Source organism: Gardnerella sp. C0684A1 (assembly GCF_055326835.1).
On the sequence record NZ_JBLTSX010000001.1, the window covers coordinates 354,763 to 376,714 of the forward strand.

Below are 21,952 nucleotides of genomic sequence, written 5' to 3' on the forward strand. Positions count from 1 at the left end.
GAGTTATGAATAATTTAGTAGTGCCGCAAGTTACTCTAAATACCCCTTTATCTTCGATAGTAAGCAATAAAAGACGAGTTTCAGCACTTAAATCTCTTGGTGTTATAAGCGTAAAAGATGCCTTCACATATTATCCGTTTAGAGTTACTAAACCTCTAAAAGTAGTGAGTTTAGATGAAGTAAAGTTGGGTGAAGAAGTTGCGTTTTCTTCCACTGTACAATCTTTTAATATTGTGCCAATGAATGCTAGGCGAGGTTTTAGACTTGAAGTAAACGTAACGCAAAATCAGATTTCCGCGCAGCTTATCTACTTTTCAAAATGTATGCGGTATGCTAGGTGGCTTTCTTCAAAGCTGAGAGTTGGGGAAACTATTGTAGTTGGTGGAATGTCAAGTGCCTTTAATGGAAGATTGCAATTTACTCATCCGCAGATTCTAGTAGTAGCGAATAATGTTGATTCATTAGAGATTACAGATGAGAATATTGCAGACCCGTTGTTAAACATTACAAATGATGTTGTTAAAAGCGTTGATGAAGGTTTGCAAAAGCTTAGTGCTCCTCGACCTGTTTATCACGCAACTTCTCGTATTTCTAGCGAGCATATTCACGAAACTATTATTTACGCTCTTAGTTTGATTAAACGAAGCGTTGCGGAAGATGCTACAGAAAATACTACAGAAGATGATACAGAAGATGCTACAGAAAAAGATTTATCGCTATCTAAAATAATTCCAGACGTTTTGCCGGAATTTGTGCGAGCGAAACGCAATCTTATGCACCGTGCAGAAGCTTTTAGTGAACTGCATAATCCAACTTCAACGCAATTATTTAGTAAAGCGTTACAAACTCTTCGCTACGAAGAAGCGTTTATATCACAAATTACGGTTCTTAAATCTCGAAATAGCGCAAAATTAGATTCCGCAATGAAATGTAGTGAGTCTGAACTTCGTGAAAAGTTTATAAAAAGTCTGCCTTTCCCATTAACAGGCGGACAGAAGCAAGTTATTTCTGAAATTACAGAAGACATGCTTTCTAATCACCCCATGCGTCGTCTTTTGCAAGGCGAAGTCGGTTCAGGAAAAACAGTAGTAGCTGTTAGCGCAATGCTTCAAGCAGTTGGCTCCGGCCATCAAGCTGTTCTAGTAGCACCAACGCAAGTTCTTGCCTCTCAGCACGCACAAAATTTACGAAACATGATTTACAAAGCTGGACTGAGCGTAAAAATTATTATGGTAACCGGCGGAATGAAATTAGCTGAACGTCGTCGCGCTTTAGCTAGTGTTGCAAGCGGTGAGCCTTCGCTGATAGTGGCAACGCACGCGGCTTTTTCCGCCAGCTTTAAGCCTACTAATTTGGCTCTTGTGATTATAGATGAGCAGCATCGCTTTGGAGTGCAGCAGAGAGATGCGCTTATGCATGCAGTATCAGATAAGCTTGAGTCAAGCTCTCCTCACCTTTTAGTTATGACAGCAACACCAATACCTAGGTCCGCTGCAATGACTTGGTTTGGAGATTTGGATGCATCGTATTTGACTGAGCTTCCAGGAGGGCGTAAGCCTATTAGAACCTTCATTGTGGAAGAAAAAGATACTAATACAATGTCACGAATGTTTTCACATATTCGCGCTCGCATAGACGCAGGAGAGCGTGCGTACGTTGTGTGTCCGCATATAGAAGATGAAGAAAATTATGAAAATGTAGATAGTGTAGATAGCGTAAATAGTAGTGAAAATAGTGATTTTGAAGAAGTAAATGTTAATTCTTCATACGATTCTGATTCAGAAAATTCCGTATCTAGAAAGCTTCACACTGTGAATGGAATATTGCAACGTTTGCAGGCTCTTGCACAGTTTAATGGCGTTAAATTTGCTAAACTTACCGGCAGAGACGATGATGAAACTAAAAATGCTACTATGGAAAAATTTGCCTCCGGTCAGGTGCAAATTCTTGTTGCTACAACAGTAATCGAAGTTGGTGTGGATATTCCTCAAGCTAGTTGCATAGTTATTTTTGATGCGGATCGTTTTGGTTTGGCTCAATTGCACCAGTTGCGTGGTCGAGTTGGCCGCGGAGGTACTAATTCTTGGGCTTTTCTTATTTCATGCGCTGAGCCTGGAAGTCTTGCGCAACAACGTTTGCAGGTTGTTGAGAAATCTTTAGACGGTGCTGTGATTGCTCAAAAAGATTTGCAACTGCGTAATGTTGGCGACGTTCTTGGAGATAGTCAATCCGGTGGACGTTCTAGTTTGAAGCTTCTTAGAGTTGTAGAAGATGCTGATATGATTGCTGATGCTCGCGAAGATGCTAGCGAAACTTTAGGAAAAGATTTGTCTCTTCTTTCTTATCCGGAACTTGCAGGAGCTGTTCTTGACTTTACTCGAACTGGAGTTTCTCTTATAAGCAATTAGCTAAATGTAAAAAATAGTATATTATTTTGTTAATTTGCGTGCGAAATTTAAACATTTTGAATATTCTAGAAGTGTAAGTCTTGTATAGGGATATCGAGATGAGGAAGAAATGACTGAACGAGAACAACAAATTTTATCTTGGATTCAGCAAAATCCTATGATTAGCCAACAGGAACTTGCCAATTTAGCAGGTATTACGCGCTCCGGTGTTGCAGCGCATATATCAAATCTTATTAAAAAAGGCTATTTAAGAGGAAAAGGTTATATAGTAACACCACCGAGTTATGTAACAGTTATCGGTGGCATTAGCATGGATGTTCTTGGAATTGCTTGCGGCGATTTGATGGATTACACTTCTAATGCTTCACATGTTAGATACATGCTCGGCGGCGTAGGGCGTAACATTGCTGTTGCGCTTGAAAGGCTAAATATTCGAACTAGCATGGTGTCGGTGTACGGTGGAGACCACAACGGCGAACTGTTTAAAATAGATGCTTCCGCTAATGGTTTGGATATTGGTTATTCTAGGCAGCTTTCAGACTGTATGACAGCTTCATACATGTATGTTGGAGATGCTTCAGGTCAGCGTTTGCTCGCCTTGGATGATATGAGTATTTACGATCATATGACTGTTGATTTTCTGCGCGAACGTCTTTCTATTATTGAAAACGCAGACATGATTGTTATGGACACTAATATTCCACAAAAGTCACTTGAGTGGGTTTGTGACAATTACAAACGTCCGATTATTGTGCGCGCTGTAACAGACGCAAAAGCTCCACGAGTGCTTTCTCGACTTAAGAGTATTGATACGCTCATATTAGACATGGCGGAATCTCAAGCTTTAACTGGTATTAGTGCTGTAGATGAGCGTAGTGCTGTGCGCTGTGCGAATGTGCTGCTTAAGCGTGGCGTGAAACATGTTCTTGTTAATGCTGGAAGATCTGGTGTTGCTTATGGAATTGCCGATGAAGGTGTTGCGTTCTATCCAGTTCCAGTCAAGCGAGTACAGCGTATGATGCTTTCTCGAGGAAACGGCAGTGACGGAGTTAAAGCAGTCGGCAACGATAACGGTTCTAGTGATGCTGCAACAGCTGCGCTGATTTATGCACGCTACAACGACTTTGATAATTCCAAAACTGGACGTTTTGCTGTAGCTGCAGCCGCTTTGAATACAGAATCTATACAAGCTGTGCACGAGTCACTCGATCCTCGACTTGTGTTTGAACGTATGGAAAATATTCACGAACGTGCATAACTTTACGTTTTAGATTTTCTTACGTTTAGTGCTTTTTAATTACTGGAGATTTTTCTTAAAAAAGAGAAATTGAGAGTAAAAGTGAGTAAAAGTGCGCAAAAATGCGCGGTGCTGCAAAATTGCCAAAGTGTACATGTTATGCTTACAGTAGCTTATGAAATATTTTGACAAAATTAATTTAAATTTTGTAAGTGACACCAGGAGGGAAGATGAGCGAAAATACGGCAGTAAGTAAAGCTGTTATTACCGTAGTAGGACGCGATACAGTCGGTATTATTGCTGGCGTTACGCAGTATCTTGCAGATCAAGAAGTCAACATTTTAGATATTTCTCAAACTATTGTTGACGGATTCTTTAACATGATGATGATTGTTGATATTTCAGGCGTAGAAAATGAATTCGATAATTTAGTAAATGGATTAAATGAAGTCGGTAATTCTATAGGCGTAAGTATTCACTGCCAAAGAGCCGAAATTTTCACAACAATGCATCGCGTATAGAAATGCATCGCATATAGAAAATGCATCGCATATAAAAGCGAGAAGTAAGTTTAAATAAGCAAGAAGTAAGTCTGAAGAAGTAAGTACGGGAGATAACCATGTTAAATATGCTGGAAGTCAGCGAAACCAACTCAATGATTGAGCAGGAAAAACTTGACGTACGAACCATAACAATGGGTATCAACCTACTAGACTGCGCTTCTAGCGATATTAACGAAGTATGCGAGAAGATATATAACAAAATTACGAAACTCGCAAAAAACCTAGTTTCAACAGGAAAATCAATTGAACTAGATTACGGCATACCGATTGTAAATAAACGCATTACAGTAACGCCTATAGCCTTAGTCGGCGCGTCTGCGTGCAAGAAGCCGGAAGATTTCGTAAAAATTGCTCACTCACTCGACAAAGCTGCAAAAGAAGTTGGTGTAGACCTCATAGGAGGATATTCTGCACTTCCAGCAAAATCTATGACTGCAGCCGACCGGATGCTTATTGAGTCTCTTCCGCAAGCTTTAAGCGAAACAGACATAGTCTGCTCGTCAGTAAACGTCGGTTCCACGCGCACAGGCATCGACATGGATTGCGTTGAACTTTTAGGACGCGTTATTAAAAAAATTGCTTATGCTACTAAAGACAATGATTCGTACGGTTGCGTAAAATTTGTTGCTTTTTGCAACGCTCCTGACGACAATCCATTCATGGCAGGCGGTTTCCACGGAGTTACTGAAGGCGACGCTGTAATTAACGTTGGTGTTTCTGGACCTGGAGTAGTTTCCAGAGCTTTAGACGAAGCTAAAGGAAAAGACTTTGCTTTACTTTGCGAAACAATTAAGCGTACTGCTTTTAAGATTACTCGAGTCGGCCAGCTTGTAGCTCAAGAAGCTTCTCGACGTCTTGGAATTCCTTTTGGAATCATAGATTTGTCACTTGCTCCAACTCCTGCTCAAGGAGATTCTGTTGGCGAAGTTTTGGAGAAAATCGGTCTAGCTCAAGTCGGTGCTCCTGGAACAACTGCGGCGCTCGCCATGCTTAACGACCAGGTTAAGAAGGGCGGAATTATGGCAAGCAGCTATGTTGGCGGTTTGTCTGGAGCGTTCATACCAGTTTCGGAAGATGCGAATATGATTGATGCAGCAAAATCTGGTTGCTTGAAGATTGAAAAACTTGAGGCCATGACTTGCGTTTGCTCTGTTGGTCTTGACATGATTGCTATTCCGGGTGCTACTAGTGCCGCAACGATTTCGGGTCTTATTGCCGATGAAGCTGCTATTGGAATGATTAATCAGAAAACCACTGCTGTTCGCGTTATACCTGTTGAAGGAAAAGATGTCGGAGAGATGGCTAATTTTGGCGGTTTGATGGGCTATGCGCCTATTATTCCGGTTAATCAGACTAGCTGCGAGGCTTTTGTTACACGAGGTGGAAGAATTCCTGCACCTGTGCATAGTTTCAAGAATTAATCCTAATTTTTGCAGTAAATTACTTAACTGTTACTACTACTGGGTCACTGTGCAAATTAGGTACGGTTTTATGATTTAAGCGCAGTATGTAAGTTCCACGGTTGACTTTAGGTAAGTCCTCGTCTTTAGGGCAAGGTTTTGCTTCGTTATTTCCGCCATTTTTATTAGGATTAGCGCCAATATTATTACTCGTATGCCAAATAAGTTTTTTCTCGTATTTGTCGCCTTTTGCCATAAGTAACGGATTCAGCTTATACGCGCACTCGCTTGAATTCCATACAGGCGTTCCTACTGCGTTTTGATCATTGGTTTGATCATTTGTTTGGTTTGTTTGGTTTGTTTGGTTGTTTTGATTGTTCTGGTTGTTTTGATTGTTTTGGTTATTCTGATCAGAAGTGCTGCTTACCGTAAGAACTGCATTAATATCAGAAGCGTCAATCAAACATGGAGAAGTGCCGTCATAAATAAAACGTTCCGTAATTTCAACTTCTCCACCCATAGGCACAATCTGCGAGTTAGTAGAAATTTCTAATCGCATATTTTTTGCGTTGCAGCGAGGAGTTGTACCAACCGGACGAGGATCTGGCACAGCTTTCCGCACGATATTAACTTGATTTCCCGAAAGCGAATGGCCTATAGCGGAAATCCCTTTAATCAAACTAATTATGCAAAAAACTATAAGCGAAAGTACAAGAAGTAAAGCTATACAAACAGCTATGCGGCGACGGCGATACATGCGTCGTTTCGCTTCATTCATACGAGCTTTTTTGCTCGCTGAGTTGCGCGAGATCAGTGAATCTGCATCTCGGCGCGTTTTACGTGGCGTCATAGCTGGCATTGGCATATTTACTATTGTAATGCAAATAGAGATTGGTGCGATTTAGAATGAAGTGTGGCTTAGTTAGTGCTTACTTTCCGCCTGCAAAACCGAGCTGTCGCCACGCTTCGTAAACGGCAATAGAAGCGCAATTCGTAAGATTCAAACTGCGAAGTGAGGGGCGCATAGGAAGACGCACTTGCTCAGCTACGTGCGGGCCTGACATAATATCCATAGGATCAGGAATATCTCCTGGTTCCGGACCAAAAAGCAGAATATCGTTCGGTTTATACTCAACTTCAGTGTAAAGTTTCGTAGCGTTCGCAGTAAACGCAATAATTCGCGAATTTGGCATCGACTCAACTAAATTATCAAAATTCGGGTGCAAAACAACGTGAGCCATATCGTGATAATCCAAGCCTGCACGACGCAACTTAGTATCATGTAAATTAAAACCAAGCGGTTCAACTAAATGCAAAATCGTGCCGGTTACAGCGCAAAGACGAATAGCGGAACCGGTGTTGCCTGGAATGCGCGGGGAGTAGAAGCAAAGGTGAGGAGTTTGAGTTTCAGCGCGCGCGGCATCATCGGCACTAAGCATAGCGTCCATAACGCTAATTGGATTTCCGTGAGCATCAGTTACAAGCTCGTCGGGACCGTAATTTGACTTTCTGTAGCCGTACTCGTACATTTGCTCAACGCGATTTACTGCGGTTTCTGTTGCGTCTTTTGTTGCGGTTTTATTTTCGGCTTCCTGCTTCTGCTCGCTTTTATCCATATTTTCCTCGTAACTCAAGTTTTGCACTAATAACTTATTTAGTTTACTCATAAGCTGCACATTACGTTTTTTCGTTCTTCTTGCAGTACGCTTTCTGCGCGCGTAACGCATTTTGCCGGTTTTTCGTTACTAGCGCAGATTGCGTTCTGCGTTAGTAACGCATTTTGCCGATTTTTCGTTTCTCCTGCAGATTGTGTTCTGCGCTAGTAACGATGTGCGTAGTTGATGAGTTGATTTTGGTGTGGCGCGAGTGTGAGTTGCGTGTGAGGGGTGGGTGTTGATTGTCTCGCAGCGCAAATAAGTCCGGAGTTTTCGCTAAAATAGACAGTCTGTATAAGGTGTGTCATATAGCGGGCATACTCAAGGAACCGAAGAAGGCGCCCGCGAACAAAAAATGCTTATAAAGCTTTTAGTTTGCTGTGATTTCTAAGCTCCCAATGATTAATTAACTAGCTAGTGATAAAGGAACGTCCATTGGCTGCTGAACAAGCTACGACGAACACCACGAAAGTCATCGCACGCGCTGACGAGCACGACATTAAGTTGCACAAAGCGTCAGATCGTGTGAATTTTGGCTCTATTTGTGAACCTATTGATGTGCCATATCTTCTTGGCGTACAAACCGACAGCTTCGATTGGTTGATCGGCTCAGAGCGCTGGAAGAAGCGCGTTGCAGAAGATGAGGCAAACGGTACGCACACCGTTCCTCACGTTTCTGGACTCGATGAAGTCTTCCAAGAGATTTCCCCAATCGAAAACTTTGCTGAGACAATGAGTCTCACCTTCTCCGACCCATATTTCGAAGAGCCACGTCACACCGTACTTGAGTGCAAAGAAAAGGATTACACCTATTCTGCACCTTTGTATGTGAACGCTGAGTTCGAGAACAGTGAAACTGGCGAAATTAAAAGCCAGACTGTATTCATGGGTGACTTCCCATTGCAAACCCCTCACGGTACGTTCATTATCGGCGGAACCGAGCGAGTAATCGTATCTCAGCTCGTGCGCTCCCCAGGCGTGTACTTCGACCGCACTCAGGATCGCACATCCGACAAAGATGTATTCGGTGCGAAAATCATACCAAGCCGTGGTGCATGGTTGGAATTTGAAATCGACAAGCGCGACGTTCTAGGCGTGCGAGTAGACCGCAAGCGTAAGCAGTCTGCAATCGTATTCCTTCTCGCAATCGGCATGACAAAAGACGAAATTGCCGACGCATTCCAAGGATATCCTCTTGTTCTTGACGCTTTGGAAAAAGAGCCAATCGATACGCAAGAAGATGCACTTACAGATTTGTATCGTAAAATCCGTCCAGCAGATACGGCAACTCCAGAAGCTGGCCGCAATCTTCTCGACTCCTTCTACTTCAACACGAAGCGTTACGATTTGGCGCGAGTTGGCCGTTACAAGATCAACCGCAAGCTCGGACTTGAAGCAGACTACAACGATCGCAGCTTGAACCGCGAAGACATCATAGCCACAATCAAATATTTGGTTACCTTGCACTCTGGTGAGAAAACCTTCCCAGGAAAGCGCGATGGTCAAGATGTTCAGTTGAGAGTTGACGTAGACGATATCGATCACTTCGGTAACCGTCGTATTCGTCAGGTTGGCGAGTTGGTACAGAATCAGCTTCGTACAGGCTTAAGCCGTATGGAACGCGTAGTGCGTGAACGTATGACAACTCAGGATGCAGAGGCAATTACGCCACAGTCCTTGATTAACATTCGCCCTGTAAACGCCACCATTAAAGAGTTCTTCGGTACTTCTCAGCTCAGCCAGTTTATGGATCAGAACAATCCTTTGGCAGGAGTTACAAACAAGCGCCGTCTTTCCGCACTCGGCCCTGGTGGTCTTTCTCGCGACCGCGCTTCCATGGAAGTTCGAGACGTGCACCCATCCCACTTCGGTAGAATGTGCCCAATCGAATCCCCAGAAGGTCCAAACATTGGTCTTATCGGCTCTTTGGCAACCTTCGGACGAATCAACCCATTCGGCTTTATCGAAACTCCTTATCGCAAGGTGATTAACGGTCACGTAACCAACGAAGTTGAATACATGACAGCTGATCGCGAAGCCGAGCACGTTATTGCTCAGGTAAACCAAGATCTTGACGACAACGGCAACTTCGTTGGAACTCAGGCACTTGCGCGAGTCGACGAAGAAGAAGCAGTCGATGTGCCAGTAAGCACTGTCGACTACATGGACGTTTCTCCACGACAAATGGTCTCCCTCGGCGCTTCATTGATTCCATTCTTGGAGCACGATGAAGGCCACCGTGCATTGATGGGTACGAACATGCAGCGTCAGGCCGTGCCGCTTATCAAGTCGGAGCGACCATTAGTCGGAACTGGTTCCGAATGGCGTGCAGCAGTCGACTCAGGTGACGTAATCTTGGCAGAAAAGCCGGGTGTAGTAACCTACGTTTCCGCAGATATCATCCGAGTAATGAACGACGACGGAACTCAATCAAGCTACAAGCTTTCCAAGTTCCAGCGTTCCAACCAAACTACCTGCTACAATCAAGTACCTCTTATCAAAGACGGTGAACGCGTTGAAGCTGGTACTGTTTTGGCAGATGGCCCTGCAACAGAAAAGGGCGAGCTTGCATTAGGTAAGAATTTGCTCGTTGCATTCATGCCATGGAACGGTTACAACTACGAGGATGCTGTTATTATTTCCCAGCGTCTTGTGCAAGACGATACACTTTCTTCAATCCATATTGAAGAATACGAAATCGACGCTCGCGAAACTAAGCTCGGTTCCGAAGAGATTACTCGCGATCTTCCAAACGTTGGTGAAGACGCAATCGCAAACCTCGACGAACGCGGTATTATTCGCATCGGCGCAGAAGTAGAAGCCGGCGATATTCTGGTCGGTAAAGTAACACCAAAGGGTGAAACTGAGCTTACTCCAGAAGAGCGTTTGTTGCGCGCAATCTTCGGCGAAAAGAGCCGCGAAGTTCGCGACACCTCGCTACGCGTACCACACGGCGAAACCGGTACTGTGATTGCAGTTAAAGAAATCACTCGTGAAGACGCAGAAGACGACGGTGACGAGCTTCCAAACGGCGTAAACCAAATGATTCGCGTTTACATCGCTCAGCATCGTAAGATTACGCAAGGCGATAAGCTTTCTGGTCGACACGGCAACAAGGGTGTTATCTCCCGAATTTTGCCAGAAGAAGATATGCCGTTCTTAGCTGACGGTACTCCAGTTGACATCATGCTTAACCCGTTGGGTGTGCCATCTCGAATGAACTTAGGCCAGGTGCTTGAGCTTCACTTAGGTTGGATTGCTCACGCAGGCTGGGATATCAACTTGGATCCAGATCTAAAGGCAGCTTGGAAGAAGTACGTTCCTGAAGGAGCAGAACACGGCGATCCAGGTACTCCTGTAGCAACACCAGTATTCGACGGTGTGCGTCCGGAGACCTTGAACGGTTTGCTTTCAACAACCCTTGCTGATCGCGATGGCAATAAGCTTGTTGGTTCAGACGGTAAGGCAACGTTATTCGACGGCCGAACCGGCGAGCCATTCCCGAAGCCAATTTCCGTAGGCTACATGTACATCTTGAAGCTGCATCACTTGGTTGATGACAAGATTCACGCACGCTCTACTGGACCTTACTCCATGATCACCCAGCAGCCATTAGGCGGTAAAGCACAGTTTGGTGGCCAGCGCTTCGGCGAAATGGAAGTTTGGGCTCTCGAAGCTTACGGTGCAGCATACACTTTGCACGAAATGATGACCACAAAGTCTGATGACGTTGACGGCCGCGTGCGCGTGTACGGCGCTATCGTGAAGGGACAGAATTTGCCGCCTGCCGGTATTCCAGAATCCTTCAAGGTGTTGCTTAAGGAAATGCAGTCGCTCTCCTTGAATGTTGAGGTTCTTAACGCTGAAGGCGTTGCAATCGACATGAAGGATGAAGAAGACGATCCAGTTTCATCATCTGAAGACCTTGGTTTCAACATTGGCGCTCGACCAGACTCGTCCGCAAAAGAAGACCAGGTTGCTGTTGAACCTGAATACCAGTGATTCGGTAACGAACGATTCGGTAACGAACACTAATTTAAGAAACGTTAGAAAACAATTTCACAGACAGGACAATAATAGTGCTGGACGTCAACGCATTTGACAAACTGAGAATTGGCTTGGCCACTGCCGAAGATATCCGTAGCTGGAGCCACGGCGAAGTTAAAAAGCCAGAAACCATTAATTACCGTACCCTAAAGCCAGAGAAAGACGGTCTGTTCGGTGAGCAGATATTCGGCCCTACTCGCGACTGGGAATGCGCTTGCGGAAAATACAAGCGCGTGCGATTCAAAGGCATCGTGTGCGAACGATGCGGCGTGGAAGTAACCCGCAGCCGCGTACGTCGTGAGCGCATGGGTCATATTGAGCTTGCAGCACCAGTAACGCACATCTGGTTCTTCAAAGGCGTACCAAGCCGCTTAGGCTACTTACTTGATATCGCTCCTAAGGATCTTGAGAAAGTAATCTACTTCGCAGCCTACATGGTTACGAAAGTCGACGAAGAGCAGCGTCACCAAGACCTTCCGGACTTGCAAGACGAATTCGATACCGAAATCTCAAATCTTCGACGTCGTCGCGATAACGAGATTGAAGCTCGCGCGAAGAAAGTTGAAGAAGACTTGCACGAACTTGAAGAGTCGGGCGAGACGAAAGGCAGCGTAAAATCCAAGCTGCGCGTAAGTGCAGAGCGCGAAATGGCTGCTATTCGTCAACGCTACGACGATCAGATTCAGCGTTTGAACGCAGTATTTGACCGCTTCAAAGGTTTACGAGCCGGAGATATGGAAGGCGACGTGGACTTGTGGCGCGAGATGGAAGATCGTTACGGCGACTACTTCGAAGGCTGCATGGGCGCTGAAGCTATTAAAAAGCGTTTGCAAGACTTCGATTTAAAGTCTGCAGCAGAAGAGCTTCGCGCAGAAATCGATAACGGTACCGGACAGCGTAAAGCTCGCGCTTTGAAGCGACTGAAAGTTGTAAACGCGTTCCTAACTACCGGAAATAAGCCGGAAGCAATGGTGTTGGATGTAATTCCAGTAATCCCACCAGATTTGCGACCAATGGTTCAGCTCGATGGCGGCCGTTTTGCAACTTCCGATTTGAACGATTTGTATCGTCGCGTAATCAACCGTAACAACCGTTTGAAGAGACTTCTTGAGCTTGGCGCTCCTGAAATCATGCTTAATAACGAAAAGCGCATGCTTCAGGAAGCAGTCGACTCGCTCTTTGACAACGGTCGTCGTGGACGCCCAGTAACTGGCGCATCTAACCGACCATTAAAGTCGCTTTCCGACATGCTAAAAGGTAAGCAGGGTCGATTCCGCCAGAACTTGCTGGGTAAGCGAGTTGATTACTCTGGTCGTTCCGTAATCGTCGTTGGTCCAAGCCTTCGCATGCATCAGTGCGGTTTGCCAAAGCCAATGGCATTGGAACTTTTCAAGCCATTCGTAATTAAGCGTTTGGTAGATCAGGGATTCGCGCAGAACATGAAGAGCGCAAAGCGTTTGGTTGACCGCGGAGACTCCGAAGTTTGGGGCGTTTTGGAAGAAGTTATTTCCGAGCATCCTGTACTTCTTAACCGTGCACCTACACTTCACCGCTTAGGTATTCAGGCCTTCGAGCCAATTCTGGTCGAAGGTAAAGCAATCCACCTGCCACCACTTGCCTGCGCAGCATTCAACGCAGACTTCGATGGTGACCAGATGGCAGTGCATCTTCCGCTTTCTGCAGAAGCTCAGGCTGAAGCTCGTACTTTGATGATGGCTTCCGACAATATCTTGAAGCCGGCAGACGGACACACCGTTACAATGCCATCTCAGGATATGATTCTTGGTCTTTACTACTTGTCTACTGTTGTTGACGGAGCAAAAGGTCAGGGACGAATCTTCTCATCGCTTGCTGAAGCTGAAATGGCTCTGGATAAGCACGAGATTGATATGCAGGCTAAGGTACTGATTCGCGTTCCTGCAGATTTCGTACTGCCGAAGAATTGGGAACCGGGCGAACTTAAGGTAGTTGATCCTGAACCTGGCTGCCCAGACGTAGTACACGAAGAGCGTTTCAAAGACGGTACTGTACTTTTCGCAACTTCCTGCGGACGTATTTTGTTCAACGGAACTTTGCCAGTAGACTATCCGTTCGTAAACGAGCAGGTACCAAAGGGAGTGCTTTCAAAGATCGTCGACGATATAGCAACTCGCTATTCTACAGCGCAAGTCGCGGCATCTTTGGATGCTTTGAAGGATCTTGGCTTCACTCGAGCACCATGGTCTGGTGTAACAATGGCATTCTCCGATATTGTGCTTCCTTCCAACCGTGAACAGATTGCGCAAGATTACGAAGATCAAGCTGCAAAAGTCAACTCTCAGTACGATATGGGTCTTCTTACAGACGAAGAACGTCGTCAAGAGTTGATCAACTTGTGGACCGAATGCACGGATAAAGTTGCAGACGCTATGCGCGAAAACTTCCATGATGATAACAACGTGAACATCATGGTTCAGTCAGGAGCGCGTGGTAACTGGATGCAGATTCGTCAGATTGCTGGTATGCGAGGCCTCGTGGCAAACCCTAAGGGCGAGATTATTCCTCGACCAGTTAAGTCCAACTATCATGACGGCCTTTCCGTGTTGGAATACTTCATCTCGCAGCACGGTGCTCGTAAGGGCTTGGCAGATACCGCACTTCGTACTGCAGAATCTGGCTACTTGACTCGTCGTCTTGTGGACGTTTCTCAGGAAGTAATCGTTCGTGAGGAAGACTGCGGAACTAAGCGCGGTCTTATGATGAAGATTGCTGATCGCGACGAAAACGGTAACTTGACGCTTGTTAAGGCTGCTGATGGTGGCCCATACTCGCGTTTGCTTGCTGCGGATGTGATCGATCCTGCTGACGGCACAACAGTTTTGGCTAAGTGCGGCGATGCGCTTTCTATGGACGTTTTGCGCGATTTGGTTGCGCACGGCGTTGAGGAAGTTAAGGCGCGTTCTGTGCTTACTTGCGAGTCTAAGCGTGGCGTTTGCGCAAAGTGCTACGGATGGTCTTTGGCTACTAGCCGACTCGTGGATGTTGGTGAGGCTGTTGGTATTGTTGCAGCACAGTCCATTGGTGAGCCTGGTACGCAGCTTACGCTTCGTTCCTTCCACTCCGGTGGTGTTGCTTCGGCTTCTGATATTACGCAGGGTCTTCCTCGTGTTACGGAGCTTTTCGAGGCTCGTACTCCTAAGGGTGAGGCTCCAATCGCTGAGTTCCCAGGTGTTGTGAAGGTTGAGGATACTGACCATGGTCGTCAGGTGACTTTGACCCCAGACGATACGACCGTTGAGCCAATCGTTTACCCTGTGACGCGTCGTGCGCCAATGTTGGTTAAGGATGGCGAGCATGTTGATGTTGGTACGCAGCTGATCGAAGGTTCCGTGGATCCTAAGAAGATTCTGCGTATTCTTGGCCCGCGTGCGGCTCAGGTGAATATTGTGGAAGAGGTTCACAACGTGTACCGTTCGCAGGGCGTTGATATTCACGATAAGCACATTGAGGTTATCGTGCATCAAATGCTTCGCCGTATTACAGTTATTGACTCCGGTGACACGAACCTGCTTCCAGGCGAGCTTGTGGATCAGGCAAAGTTCCGCGAGGCAAACTTGGAGGCTGTGAAGAACGGTGGTAAGCCTGCTGCTGGTCGACCAGAGCTTATGGGTATTACGAAGGCTTCTTTGGCTACGGATTCTTGGCTTTCGGCCGCTTCCTTCCAGGAGACTACACGTGTGCTTACTGAAGCTGCTTTGAGCCAGAAGGAAGATGACCTTAAGGGCTTGAAGGAGAACGTAATTATCGGTAAGCTCATCCCAGCTGGTACCGGTTTGGCGCGTTATCGTAACGCTAGTGTGGAGCCGGATCCTCAGGTGCGCGACTCCATTTATCCGAACTTCGGTTTGGGCGGTGCGGATAGTACGCCTTCGAACTTCGGTGAGAGCGATATGGGCGATGTTGACTTCTCCAACATTGACTTTGGCGATATGAAGCTCGGTGACGATTTTAATCCGGATGACTTCCTTGATGATCAGGGCGGTCAGGGCGATTATGGTGACGACGCTGAGTGAGCTGAGTGATTGCGGCGCTGAGTTAGTTGAGTGATTGCGGCGCTAGTCTGATATGAAATGGGGCTTCAAGCTTTCGGGCTTGAAGCTCCTTTTTTGTTGCTCCTGCAGTCGTCGTTCTGCGTTAGTGTCTCATTTTGCTTGTTTTGGGACACTGGCGCAGTCGTCGCGCTGCGCGAGTGTCTCTAGTTGGCAGTTTTCGGACACGCGTGCAGTTGGTGCGCTGCACTAGTGTCTCATTTTGCTTGTTTTGGGACACTGGCGCAGATTGCGCCCTGCGCGCGTGTCTCTTGCGTAGTGTTACGTAATCTTACGTAACTACTTATTTTCGTGCACTTAATACCCTATATCCACAATGTATTAATTTGCTTGCGCAAGTATTGTCAAATCGAATAGCCTCAGTCGTATGATTGCAGCAAGTACCAGTACTATCAGAATGATTTCAAACGCTGAACAAGAGCGTACGTGTATTCGGCCAGTTACTAATGCGCAAAAGCAGTATCTAAAGAAACGCGTGAAAAGCGGCATTTTTTTGCGCACTTTTCGCAATCTTTACGCGCAAACTGAGTACTGGCAGAAGCTATATACGTCAGAACGAATACGTCATATAGCGCTTTCTTTGATGGATCTTTATCCGGATTGGAAATTTACCGGCTCTACTGGGGCAGCGTTACTTGGATATAACGTCGTAGAGAATTACGATGAGTTGTTTGTTGGTGACGATTGCGCTTCGCAGGGTATTAATCTGCAAACGCAGCCAACGCACATTTATATTCGTTCCAAAACTAACAAATCCGTGCACGATAATCCGCAATTGCATCGTATTCGCGCAATCGGAAGGGAGCAGGACGGCACAAGCGACGACGTGCGCATTGTGCAGCCGAGTCGCAAGTATGACGGTCGGCTTATTACACTTCCGCATTCAAGCGACAGGGTAAGTTATGAGATTAGAAGTCATGTTGTTGATAAAAGTACGATGCTTTTTGATGTTGCGAATACTATGAGTTTTAGGGCTGCTTTGCCGATTTTTGATTCTGCTGCGCGCGATAACGTGAATTTTAATAAGGTTCTTGAGATTTGCGGAAGAAGATACGGCGGAATCAGTGTCGGAGACGGCGGTGGAATCGGCGGCTTTGGTAGTGGCTTTTCTGGCGGCTTTGGTGTTAGTGGCGTAGTTTGTGCCGATAGCAATGCGGATTCGCTTTTTAAATTGCGCCGTCTCTGCTGTTTTGCGAACGGATTAAGCGAGAACGGCGGCGAGTCTTTCGCGCGCGGCACGATGATTGATCTTGGGTTTATGGTGCCGGAGCTACAGCACGAATTCGTTGCGCCTAATTCTGGGGTTAAGTATAGGTGTGATTTTTTGTGGCAGCTTCCGGGAGGCGGGCTGATTGTTGGCGAGCTTGATGGATATGGCAAGTATTTTGTTGATTCAACTAATGCGGCTCATGCGAATATAGATTTTAATTCGTCTACTGATAACCAAATGTTGCGTAATTCCTACAGTCAGGCCGCTATTAACCGCAATATTGATAGGCAGGCGGAGCGTGAGTCGGTGCTTTTTAGGGAGTGCGGCGTGAGTAAGATTGTGCGTTTTAATTTTGCGGATGTTATTGGCGTTAAGAATATTGAGCGGAAGCTTGTTGATGCTGGTGTGCCGCGGATTATGCGCGTTGATCGATAACGAGCGCTTAGAGCGCACGCTGCGGTTTTGGGACACTGGCGCAGACGTCGCGCTGCGCGAGTGTCTCTAGTTGGCAGTTTTCAGACCCGCGTGCAGTTGGTGCGCTGCACTAGTGTCTCATTTTGCTTGTTTTGGGACACTGGCGCAGATTGCGTTCTGCGCGCGTGTCTGATTTCGCCTATCTTCGGACATTCGTGCAGATTGCATTCTGCGTTAGTGTCTGATTTTGGTGTGGTGCGATATTGAGATTGGTGTGAGGGGTGGGGTTGCTTGTCTCGCAGTGCTGCGCTCTTATACTTTACTTGGACTTAGCGGTTGCATAGTTAAGTTTAGTTTCTTACTTACTTTTTCTGCAAAAATAGTATTCATCAACAAGATTATTACTATCGCTCCGCTTTTATATTGCTCGACCAAGCAACACCCACCCCTCACACACAACAGCCAAATCTACTCACAATAGACTAATTGGTTTTAATCATAGGAATATTAGTGTGGTAGAGATTTGAGATTTTTCGCACAGAGCGAAATGTATCGCTCGCGCGGTCTAGGCGCGCTCGCTACTGAGCTTGCGTTGAAAGCACACTGTGCTTTCAACTTGAGCAAGCTCACGCTCCGAGTTGCTTTCGCGCGCTAAATCGCAGCGCTCAAGCAGGTCGTCGCGCATGCGAGGAGAGAAATTCCCCCAAACTCGCGCCACCTAAAGCAAGAACTTTCGCTCGCGCTGCGGTTGTTTGTTATTGGCGCAGTACGTGTTCTGCGCTAGTAACGCTCTCTACTGTTTTTTCGTTCTTCCTGCAGTACGTGTTCTGCACTAGTAACGCATTTTGCCGGTTTTTCGTTTCTCCTGCAGTGCGTGTTCTGCGCGCGTAACGTATAATGTCGATTTTTCGTTACTAGCGCAGTTGGAGCTCTGCGCGAGTAACGGAGTGCGTAGTTACTGAGTTGTGTTTGGGGTGTGGAGATGGGAGAGGGAGAGGAGATGGAGGGCGCGCGACACGCCGATGATTTTGGTGCTAAAAAATTTGGGAAAGCGAATTTTTGGGTAAAAAACGGCAATTTTGCATTTTGACATCTCATAAAACCGTTGATTCTCAAGGGATTTGCACCGGGGGGGGGTAACATGTTCAAAAGTATAAACAATTGTTTATGATACAATTTTGCATTTTTTAGTCCTTAGCGTGTTTAAACTGATATGTACTCAAGGTTGAGCGCGTGCGCACAACTTGCTTGCGAACAGCCGGGTGATATGGGTATGCAGGGCTGCATTAAGTGGTTGTCATGATGTTATTTCCTTATCATCGATGTCTCTTCGCATGTGACAACAAAATATCGAATAAAAAGGTTCGCTTATTGTCAGAAGAGAGGAAATATGCGACTAAAAAATATTTCATGGAAGCGTTCCGTGGCACTCATAGCTGCGGCGTGCACACTTGGCACCTGCTGCGTCGCCGGCTCCATCGCATGGGCTGGTGATCAAGATGGTACACCTGCTCAAGGTGAAAACACCGCGAATATTAAAACTAATCAGAACACTTCTATTACCATTTACAAGTATGAATTCCCTGAATCTAATGTCAGGAATAATGGTAAAGAGCAGCAAATTCCAGCTACACAAAAACCAATTTCTGGCGTGAAGTTCAAGATTACTCGCATCGTTAAGAAAGGTACGGGTGGTGCTACTACTCCAATCGACTTGTCAAATACAGAAGGTTGGAAAGCAATCAAGGGCTTGACTGTTGAAGGTAAGACGGCTGCTAAGGCTTTGGAAGATGCCGGTTTGACTACTTCAACCGAAACGCAGGACGGTGAAACAAAAGCCTGCAAGGCAACTGAACAGGGTTGTGTTACAGGTTCTGTGACATTCAATCTTGGTACTACATACGGCTTGTACTTGGTTGAAGAAGACTTGGCTAATAGCAAGCCTATGAAAGATGGTCAGCCTATTAAGGTTACCAAGCAAGTTAACCCATTCCTTGTAACGGTTCCTCTTCCGGATACGCAGACTCACACTTGGATTTACAATGTAAAGATTTATCCAAAGAACGACTTCATCACCAACAAGGTGGAGAAGAAAGCTCAAGCTGCGCCAAGCAAGCCATTCATTGATGGTACTACGACGACTATGGGTTGGGATATTTCCATCCCTCTCACCGCTATCAAAGATGGTGGCAAAGCCTATACCAATGTTTCCTTCACTGATCCGATTAACACAGACTTCTTGAACTATAGCAGTGTTAAGGATGTGAAGGTTGTTAGTAAAGATGGGACCTCTGATACTTTAAATGCAGATGAGTATGAAGTTAAAGCATATTCTGATACAAATGTAGAGGTTACTGATTTATCCACTGCTGAAAAACTCAAGACCGTCAAGTGGATTCGTGTTAAGCTTGTTGGTAATGGTTTAACTAAGGCTTCTGGCAAAGTTGGCGGTAAACTTACAGCAACAGTTGTAACAACAGTTATTAATCCTGGAAATATTAAGAACTTTATAAACACTGATGTAGATGGAGTTGCAACCGGTGATGGAGATAAAACTCCATGCGTTCCAACTAAGACAAATCCATGTGATAATCCAGACAATCCTCACGAAGGTGAAGACACCACTAATTTCGCTAAGCTCACAATCAATAAGGTTGGTTTAAGCACAAGCGATGATAATAAGGATGGCAAGCCTTTGAAAGGTGCTATATTTAAGGTTTACCAAGCTGCAAAAGATAAAAAGACTACTGACCTTGAAGGCAAGACAGTTACTGAAGCTGGTGATTCACTTGTAACAGATGAAGCTAAAGTTCGTACAATGGCTGCAACTGATGATAAGGGTGTAGCATCTGATTCGTTCTTCGTTGGAAACGGTACAGATAATACTAAAGTTTATTGCGCAGTAGAAACTACAGCTCCAGAAGGATTCAATCTTGATGACAAGTTGCATTGCTTCAATTTGACTTCAGTTGAAGCTAATCAGGCTAATAACACTAAGACTATTAACAACAAGCAGGCAACCGAACTGGATAAGATTCTCGCGGCATTGCCTATGACTGGTGCTCGCGGCTTGGTGATTTTGACGGTTTGCGGCGTTGTTGGCATCGTTGGCACGTTCTTCTACATCGTGATGAAGCGTCGCAAGGAACAAGAGCAGGAGTAAAACTCGCTCGGCTGGTTGAGTGACTGGTCGGTTGAGAGACTTGGACGATTTGCTCAGCTGATTTGCTCTGCCGGTTGCACAGTTTGGTTCCAAGCCAAGCTGCGCAACCGGTTTGAGCAGATTAGTTGTGAAAGCAGGTTTTCGTGTGCCAGAGAACACTATCGGTTTATTGGTAGTGTGGGATAGGAATTGCTTGTCGAGCAATATAAAAGCGGAGCGATAGTAATAGTTTTTTTTGATGAATACTATTTCTGCAGAAAAAGTAAGTAAAAAACTAAACTTAACTTATGCAACCGCTAAGTCCAAGTAAGGTATAGGAGCGTAGCGCTGCGAGATAAGTAATTCCTATCCCACACATACACTCCATAAGCCTAAATCTACGAACTTACGTAAAGCTCACGCTCAAGCAGGTCGTCGCGCGTGCGAGTAGAGAAATTCCCCAAAACTCGCGCCACACCAAGCGAGAACTCGCGCCACGAGTTGCTCTTGCACACGAATGCTTTCATTAGGATTTGCTAACATGTTTAGGTTTTTTGAGAGTCGCATTGTTGCAGTTAAGCCAGATCGACGCGATTATCGTAATGAACACGGTCATCGTGACGCTCGGTCTTATTCAAGTGACGGCGGCATAAACCTCATCAAACCTAAAAAGCACCAAAAACCTAAAGCAACCAAAGCAACCAAAGCAACCAAAGCAACCAAAAAATCCAAAAAACCACAAAAAACCAAAGCAACCTCTAACCGCAGAAAGTGGCGATTTTCTAAATCCTGCATAATCCCGGCGTTGCTACTGATAGCGTCGTTCGCGTCGCTTATATACCCGCACGCCGCAATGTGGTTAAGTCAGTATCGTATGTCGCAAGTTGCAGCAGAGTACGCGAGCCTCATCACGCATGCGGTTCCTGCACCTCACGAGCAGCTCCGCCGCGCACGCGAGTACAATAGCAAGCTTTCGTCGGGTGCTATCTACGAGGCAAACACTAATATTCCGACTTCTCACGGAGCTACTTCCGATGTGAGTCAGGATTATTGGGATCAGTTGAAAGTGAACGACGACGGGCTGATGGCTCGTTTGCGAATCAAAAAAATTGATCTTGATTTGCCTGTGTACCACGGCACAGAAGATGCCACTCTTCTGAAGGGTCTTGGTCATTTGCGTGGAACTTCGCTTCCGGTTGGCGGCAAAGGCACACGCTCAGTTATAACCGGCCACCGAGGTCTTGCGAGTGCGGAAATGTTCACCAGGCTGGACGAAGTCGACAAAGGTGACACTTTTACGATCGAAGTTTTTGACGAGATACTTACCTACAAAGTCATTGACAAGATCGTTGTGAATCCGGACGAGACGAAGAAGATTGCGGCCGTTCCTGGTAAGGATTTGGTGACGCTGATCACTTGCACGCCGCTTGGTATTAATACGCAGCGCATTTTGGTTACTGGTGAGCGCGTGGTACCAACGCCTGCAGCGGATAAGGCGCTTCGAGGCAAAAAGCCTGATATTCCGCGATTCCCGTGGTGGATTGTGTGGAGCGTGGCAAGCTTTGGTATTGTGTGCGGCTACATTTACTGGGCTGGTTTGCCGGTTGTTAAGAAGAAAAAGAAAGAAGATGAGGCTAACGACGATACTGCTGAGTTTGCGGTGACTTCTGCTTCCGTGCTTACTAGGCAGGATCAGGCTTCGTTGCGTTACCGTTCACGTATGCGCGAGGCTCGTGCTGCTGCTGATAGTGCAAGCGGTGGCGTGTTTGACGGATCGGCAAGTATTGG

At 46.0% G+C, this 21,952-nt stretch carries 10 protein-coding genes and 1 pseudogene; 9 read left to right on the plus strand and 2 right to left on the minus strand.

All coding sequences use genetic code 11. From position 1 onward, the window contains the following. Nucleotides 1-5: 5 nt before the first annotated feature. The 4 genes from ACNEUN_RS01560 (at nucleotide 6) to ACNEUN_RS01575 (ending at nucleotide 5,629) form a co-directional block, all read left to right on the plus strand. Nucleotides 6-2,408: an ATP-dependent DNA helicase RecG gene (locus tag ACNEUN_RS01560; RefSeq protein WP_463630348.1), complete on the plus strand. Its 2,403-nt coding sequence runs from the start codon at nucleotides 6-8 to the stop codon at nucleotides 2,406-2,408. A 109-nt stretch (nucleotides 2,409-2,517) separates the two neighbouring features. Further along, complete coding sequence (locus ACNEUN_RS01565; protein WP_427877503.1) at nucleotides 2,518-3,666, plus strand: PfkB family carbohydrate kinase; 1,149 nt, start codon at nucleotides 2,518-2,520, stop codon at nucleotides 3,664-3,666. 209 nt (nucleotides 3,667-3,875) lie between these two features. Next, nucleotides 3,876-4,166, plus strand: a complete 291-nt coding sequence (locus ACNEUN_RS01570) for an ACT domain-containing protein (RefSeq protein WP_463630350.1) — start codon at nucleotides 3,876-3,878, stop codon at nucleotides 4,164-4,166. Between the two features lie 98 nt (nucleotides 4,167-4,264). Then, nucleotides 4,265-5,629, plus strand: a complete 1,365-nt coding sequence (locus ACNEUN_RS01575; protein ID WP_463630352.1) for a DUF711 family protein — start codon at nucleotides 4,265-4,267, stop codon at nucleotides 5,627-5,629. Between the two features lie 19 nt (nucleotides 5,630-5,648). Here the strand turns inward: ACNEUN_RS01575 and ACNEUN_RS01580 are convergent, their stop codons facing one another. Further along, complete coding sequence (locus tag ACNEUN_RS01580; protein WP_463630354.1) at nucleotides 5,649-6,386, minus strand: peptide ABC transporter permease; 738 nt, start codon at nucleotides 6,384-6,386, stop codon at nucleotides 5,649-5,651. A 151-nt stretch (nucleotides 6,387-6,537) separates the two neighbouring features. Continuing rightward, the gene (locus ACNEUN_RS01585; protein ID WP_463630417.1) at nucleotides 6,538-7,224 is read right to left on the minus strand and encodes a tRNA (cytidine(34)-2'-O)-methyltransferase; all 687 of its coding nucleotides are present in this window, start codon (nucleotides 7,222-7,224) and stop codon (nucleotides 6,538-6,540) included. Between the two features lie 474 nt (nucleotides 7,225-7,698). Here ACNEUN_RS01585 and rpoB point away from each other — a divergent pair, with 474 nt between their 5' ends. The 5 genes and pseudogenes from rpoB to ACNEUN_RS01610 form a co-directional block, all read left to right on the plus strand. Beyond that, the gene (gene rpoB / locus ACNEUN_RS01590; protein ID WP_427877495.1) at nucleotides 7,699-11,265 is read left to right on the plus strand and encodes a DNA-directed RNA polymerase subunit beta; all 3,567 of its coding nucleotides are present in this window, start codon (nucleotides 7,699-7,701) and stop codon (nucleotides 11,263-11,265) included. A 77-nt stretch (nucleotides 11,266-11,342) separates the two neighbouring features. Next, nucleotides 11,343-15,362, plus strand: a complete 4,020-nt coding sequence (locus ACNEUN_RS01595; RefSeq protein WP_463630356.1) for a DNA-directed RNA polymerase subunit beta' — start codon at nucleotides 11,343-11,345, stop codon at nucleotides 15,360-15,362. A gap of 403 nt (nucleotides 15,363-15,765) precedes the next feature. Beyond that, nucleotides 15,766-17,043 (plus strand): AMP-dependent synthetase, encoded by a 1,278-nt coding sequence (locus tag ACNEUN_RS01600; protein WP_463630358.1) that lies wholly within the window; start codon nucleotides 15,766-15,768, stop codon nucleotides 17,041-17,043. Between the two features lie 1,369 nt (nucleotides 17,044-18,412). Continuing rightward, nucleotides 18,413-20,185, plus strand: coding sequence for a SpaH/EbpB family LPXTG-anchored major pilin (locus tag ACNEUN_RS01605; protein ID WP_463630360.1), 1,773 nt, complete (start codon nucleotides 18,413-18,415; stop codon nucleotides 20,183-20,185). 520 nt (nucleotides 20,186-20,705) lie between these two features. Further along, a pseudogene (locus tag ACNEUN_RS01610) lies at nucleotides 20,706-21,809 on the plus strand (class C sortase); the annotation flags it as partial. Nucleotides 21,810-21,952 lie beyond the last annotated feature (143 nt).

Bases quoted from the DNA above. Each gene is read 5' to 3' on its own strand.
- ACNEUN_RS01605 (WP_463630360.1), top strand. From the start codon at position 18,413: ATGCGACTAAAAAATATTTCATGGAAGCGTTCCGTGGCACTCATAGCT.
- ACNEUN_RS01575 (WP_463630352.1), top strand. From the start codon at position 4,265: ATGTTAAATATGCTGGAAGTCAGCGAAACCAACTCAATGATTGAGCAG.
- ACNEUN_RS01570 (WP_463630350.1), top strand. From the start codon at position 3,876: ATGAGCGAAAATACGGCAGTAAGTAAAGCTGTTATTACCGTAGTAGGA.
- ACNEUN_RS01585 (WP_463630417.1), bottom strand. From the start codon at position 7,224: ATGGATAAAAGCGAGCAGAAGCAGGAAGCCGAAAATAAAACCGCAACA.
- ACNEUN_RS01600 (WP_463630358.1), top strand. From the start codon at position 15,766: ATGATTGCAGCAAGTACCAGTACTATCAGAATGATTTCAAACGCTGAA.
- ACNEUN_RS01560 (WP_463630348.1), top strand. From the start codon at position 6: ATGAATAATTTAGTAGTGCCGCAAGTTACTCTAAATACCCCTTTATCT.
- ACNEUN_RS01580 (WP_463630354.1), bottom strand. From the start codon at position 6,386: ATGAATGAAGCGAAACGACGCATGTATCGCCGTCGCCGCATAGCTGTT.
- ACNEUN_RS01565 (WP_427877503.1), top strand. From the start codon at position 2,518: ATGACTGAACGAGAACAACAAATTTTATCTTGGATTCAGCAAAATCCT.